Origin of the sequence: Amycolatopsis sp. NPDC058340, assembly GCF_042723975.1 — a bacterium.
Taxonomy (GTDB): domain Bacteria; phylum Actinomycetota; class Actinomycetes; order Mycobacteriales; family Pseudonocardiaceae; genus Amycolatopsis.
On the sequence record NZ_JBHXIB010000103.1, the window covers coordinates 1 to 4,265 of the forward strand.

The 4,265-nt window shown below is 66.4% G+C and carries 5 protein-coding genes; all 5 read right to left on the reverse strand.

The window, feature by feature from the left end; all coding sequences use genetic code 11:
- Positions 1–79: 79 nt before the first annotated feature.
- The 5 genes from ACFWIW_RS42100 to ACFWIW_RS42120 are packed head-to-tail and all read right to left on the reverse strand — an operon-like array spanning position 80 to position 3,988.
- A complete protein-coding gene (locus tag ACFWIW_RS42100; RefSeq protein WP_240596673.1) occupies positions 80–820 on the reverse strand; it encodes an amino acid ABC transporter ATP-binding protein in 741 nt (246 codons plus the stop codon).
- Positions 817–1,575, reverse strand: a complete 759-nt coding sequence (locus ACFWIW_RS42105) for an amino acid ABC transporter permease (protein WP_378373599.1) — start codon at positions 1,573–1,575, stop codon at positions 817–819. Before ACFWIW_RS42105 ends, ACFWIW_RS42100 begins: the two co-directional genes overlap by 4 nt.
- Entirely contained in the window at positions 1,576–2,373 is a 798-nt protein-coding gene (locus tag ACFWIW_RS42110) for an ABC transporter substrate-binding protein (RefSeq protein WP_378373600.1), read from the reverse strand.
- 8 nt (positions 2,374–2,381) lie between these two features.
- The gene (locus ACFWIW_RS42115) at positions 2,382–3,155 is read right to left on the reverse strand and encodes an ABC transporter substrate-binding protein (protein ID WP_378373601.1); all 774 of its coding nucleotides are present in this window, start codon (positions 3,153–3,155) and stop codon (positions 2,382–2,384) included.
- 5 nt (positions 3,156–3,160) lie between these two features.
- Positions 3,161–3,988 (reverse strand): substrate-binding periplasmic protein, encoded by an 828-nt coding sequence (locus ACFWIW_RS42120; protein ID WP_378373602.1) that lies wholly within the window; start codon positions 3,986–3,988, stop codon positions 3,161–3,163.
- Positions 3,989–4,265 lie beyond the last annotated feature (277 nt).

Sequence of the window (4,265 nt, forward strand, 5' to 3'; positions counted from 1 at the left end):
GGCAAGGACGGTTCTAACCGTCCTTGCCACTCACGAGACGTGCCCCACCACGCCACCGCAGCCCTTGCTCGTCGGCTCCCTAGAGCACCTGCGAAAGGAACCGCTGAAGCCGCTCGCTCCGCGGAGCGTCGAAGATCGCCTCCGGAGCGCCCTGTTCGACGATCTTCCCGGCGTCCATGAACGCGACCTCGTCGGCGACGCTGCGCGCGAAACCCATCTCGTGGGTGACCACGAGCAGCGTCAGCCCGCGCTCGGCCAGCCCCGCCATCAGGGTGAGGACGCCCTTGACCAGCTCCGGGTCGAGCGCGCTGGTCGCCTCGTCGAACAGCATGACCTCGGGCTCCATGGCGAGCGCCCGCGCGATCGCGACCCGCTGCTGCTGCCCGCCGGAGAGCGCGCTCGGCCGGTACGGCGCCTTGTCGGCGAGGCCGACCTCGGCGAGGCGGGCGTGCGCGATCTCCGCCGCCTCCTCCTTGCCGAGTTTGCGCACACTGCGCAGCGGCAGGGTGATGTTGTCCAGCACGCTGCGGTGCCCGAACAGGTTGAAGTGCTGGAACACCATCCCGACCCGCTGCCGCAGCGCGTCCGGATCGGACGAGATGACGCTCTCGCCGCCCAGCAGCAGGTCGCCCGAATCGGGTTCCTGTAGCCGGTTCACGCAGCGCAGCAGCGTCGACTTGCCGGAGCCGGACGGCCCGATGATGCAGGTCGTGCGGCCCTTCTCGACCTTGAGGTTCACACCCTTCAGCACTTCGAGGGTGCCGAAGGAGACATGGATGTCGCGGAGTTCGACGCTGGAAGAACGGACGGCGGTTGTCATGACATCGGCACCTTTCCGGCGTTCAGGAGTTCCGGTTCGCCGCCCTCGTCGTCGACGCGGACCTTCCGCCCGGTGCGCAGCTTCTTGTCGATGTAGTTGACCAGATGCGTCAGCGGCACGGTGATCACCAGGTAGACGGCACCGGCGGCGACCAGCGGCGACAGGTTCCCGGTGTTCGCCGCGAGATCCTGCCCGATGCGGAACAGGTCGCGCTGCTCGGCGAGGAAACCGAGGAAGTACACCAGGCTGGAGTCCTTGACCAGCGCGATGAACTGGTTCACCAGCGCGGGCAGCACCCGCCGCACACCCTGCGGGATGACGACGAGCGTCATCGCCTTGGTGTAGCTCATGCCCAGCGCGCGGCTGGCCTCCATCTGTCCTTTTTCGACACTCTGGATACCGGCGCGGAAGATCTCGCCGATGTACGCGGCGGCGATCAGGCTCAGCGCCAGAATGCCCAGCGGGTACGGATTCCGCGACAGCGACGGGATGAGGATCCCGCCGCCCTGCCCGATCACCAGGATGGTCAGGATCGCGGGCAGGCCGCGGAAGATGTCGGTGTACACCCGGGCGGGCCAGCGCAGCCACGCCTTGCTGGACAGGCCCATCGTGGCCAGCAGCATGCCGAGCACGGTGCCGATCAGCGCCGAGAACACCGACAGGATCAGTGTGTTCAGCAGGCCGGTCCCGAGGAGGTCGGGGAAGACCTCCCAGATGTACTCCCAGTTCAGGAAGGTGTTGAGGAAATCGTCCACTTACTTCTGCCCGGCCTTGAACTCCGCGGGCACCGGCGCGTTCGGTTCGAACCGCTGGTGCACCCTTTCCCAGGTCCCGTCGGCGATGACCGCCTTGAGCCCGGCGTTGATCTTGCCCGCCAATTCGGTGTTGCCCTTCTTGACCGCGAAACCGTGCGGGATCGTCGTGGTGATCGCCTTGACCACCTTGAGTTTCGCGTCCGGGTTCTTCGCCGCGTAGTCCTCGGCGGTCGCCTGGTCGAAGATCGCGCCGTCGATGGCGCCCGATTTCAGCGCGGCGAGGGCGGCGGCGTCCTGCGGGAACTTCACCGCCTGCGCGGTGGGCGCGTTGGCGGTCAGCCAGCTGTCCGAAACCGTGCCCTGGACGACACCGATCCGCTTGCCCGCCAAGGATTTCTCGTCGGTGATCGCGACGCCTTCGCGGGTCTCGATGCCGAGCGACTGGTAGTTGTACGGCGTCGAGAAGTCGACGGTCTTGCGGCGTTCGTCGGTCTGCGAGATCCCCGAGCTGCCGATGTCGAACTTCCCGGTGGCGACCTGGCCGAGCAGCGCCGAGAACTCCGTGGAGACGAACTCGAGTTTCAGGTTCTGGTGCGCGGCGATGGCCTTCAGCAGCTCGTTGTCGAACCCGGTGAACACGCCGTTTTCCTGATAGGCGTTGGGTTTCGAGTCGCTGAGGGTGCCGACGCGCAAGGTTTTCGCGCCGGCGTCTTCACCGCCGCCGCACGCCGCCAGCACGGTCACGAGAGAGGCTGCAGTAAGAGCACCAACGACGGCGGCGAGTGACTTCCTTTTCATCGTGATCCTCACGCCTTGAACTGGTCCGGGACCGGGGCCGTCGGCAGGAACTTCTCGTGCAGCTTGACCCAGGTGCCGTCGGCGATGACCTGTTTGAGGCCCTCGTTGATCTTGGTGAGCAGCTCGCTGTTGCCCTTCTTCACCGCGAAGCCGTGGGGCACGTCGGTGGTGAAGGATTTGACGACCTTGAGCTTCGTGTCGGCGCTCTCCTTGACGTTCGTCTCGGCGATCGCCTGGTCGAGGATGTAGGCGTCGACGGCTCCGCTCTTGAGCGCGGCCAGCGCCGGGGCGTACCCCGGGAAGCGCACGGCCTGCGCGTCGGGCACCGTCGAGGTGAGCCACTTGTCGCCGACGGTGGCCTGGATGACCGCGACCCGCTTGCCGGACAGGCCCTTCTCCTCGGTGATCGGCGAGCCGTCCTTGGTCTGGATGCTCATGACCTCGAAGTTGTACGGGCTGGAGAAGTCGACGTTCTTCTTGCGCTCGTCGGTCTGCGCGATGGCCGAGCTGCCGATGTCGAACTGGTTGTTCGCGACCTGGCCCAGCAGCGAGGAGAAGTCGGTCGACGCGAATTCGAGCTTCAGGTTCTGCTTGGCGGCGATGGCCTTCAGCAGTTCGTTGTCGAAGCCGGTGTAGTTGCCGTTCTCGACGTAGATGTTCGGCGGCGCGTCGCTCAGCGTCCCGACGCGCAGGGTCTTCTCGGTGGCGGACTCGCCACCACCGCAGGCGGCGAGCACGGCGACGAGGCCCGCGGCCAGCGTGGCGAGGAAGGCTTTCTTCATGGTTTTCAGACCCCCGCGTTCTGCACGGGCAGGCCGGGGCCGCCCTGTTCGAGTTCCTTGGGCAGCGGCTCGGTCTTGAAGAACCGGGCGTGCAGGCGGGCGACGGTGCCGTCCGCCACGGCCTTCGCGAGGCCGTCGTTGAGCTTCTTCAGCAGTTCCTTGTTGTCCTTGCGGACGGCGAACGCGGACGGCGTGTCCTTGGTCTCGACGGTGTAGCCGAACTCCAGCGGCACGTCCGGGTTCTGGTCGATGTACTTCTGCCCGATGTCCTTCGGCACGACCCAGCCGTCGAGGCTGCCCGCCTTCAGCTGCGCGAAACCGGCGTTGTAGTCGGGGAAACGGACGACGTTGGCGCCCGGCACCTTGCCGCTGGCGAAGTCGTCCTGCACCGACGCCTGCACGACGCCGAGCCGCTTGCCGTTGAAGGCTGCGACGTCCTTGAGGGACGCGCCCTTCTTGGTGAGGATCGTGGTGAACCCGGTGCTGTAGCCGTTGGTGAAGGCGACGGTCTTCTTGCGGGCCTCGGTGGTGGAGATCGTGGAGCTGCCGATGTCGAACTTGTTGGTGGCGACGGCGGCGAGCAGGCCGGCGAACTCGGTGCCGACGAACTCGACCTCGAAGCCCTCGCGTTTCGCGATGTCGCGCAGCAGTTCGTTGTCGTAGCCGGTGAAGGTGCCGTTCTCCAGGTAGATGGACGGCGGCGCGTCGGTCAGGGTGCCGACCCGCAGCTTCTGGCCGGTCGTGCTCGCGTCACCGGAGCCACAGGCGGCGAGGGCGAGGGTGGCCGCTCCGGCGGTGACGATGGCGACGATTTTCGACAGCGTGGATCTCATCGCTTCTTCCGTGGGTTCGGCGCGCAAGGCGCGATACAAACACGCCAGGCCGCCTCATGGGCGGCCTGGCGCTCCGGGTTCAGCGATCGAGATTAGGCATTTCGCCCGATCGAGTAACTTCGTCTCACTCTGTGAACGCCCCGTGGTGGGGCTGCTCACAACGCGCGTGAAGGCCCCCTTCCCTCGGTTGAGCCGAGGGAAGGGGGCCATAACGCGCGGTCAGTGGATACGGGGCGGCGAGTACTTCGCCGCATTAGGGAAACGCAACAGAATGCAC